Annotated in this window: 1 protein-coding gene; it reads left to right on the top strand. The window is 78.1% G+C overall.

Translation table 11 applies throughout. The annotated features are described in order from the left end of the window. Position 1: 1 nt before the first annotated feature. On the top strand, positions 2–242 hold a 241-nt coding region (gene ruvX, locus NET02_RS16485), incomplete at its 3' end, for a Holliday junction resolvase RuvX (RefSeq protein WP_347711067.1).

Below are 242 nucleotides of genomic sequence, written 5' to 3' on the forward strand. Positions count from 1 at the left end.
CTTGGACTGGGGGCTCAGGCGCATCGGCGTGGCCAGCGGCAACCGCATCACCGGCACTGCCTCGCCGCTGGTCACGGTGGCCGAGCAGGGCGAGGCGCGCTGGGCGCGGCTGCAGGCGCTGGTGCGCGAATGGCGCCCCGACGCGCTGGTGGTGGGCGTGCCGCTGCACCCCGACGGCGCCGCGCACGAGCAGACGCGGCAGGCGCAGCGCTTCGCGCGTCGGCTGCACGGGCGGCTGGGCC

The sequence above is a fragment of the Thermalbibacter longus genome (assembly GCF_023806485.1).
GTDB classification, from domain to species: domain Bacteria; phylum Chloroflexota; class Chloroflexia; order Thermomicrobiales; family Thermomicrobiaceae; genus Thermalbibacter; species Thermalbibacter longus.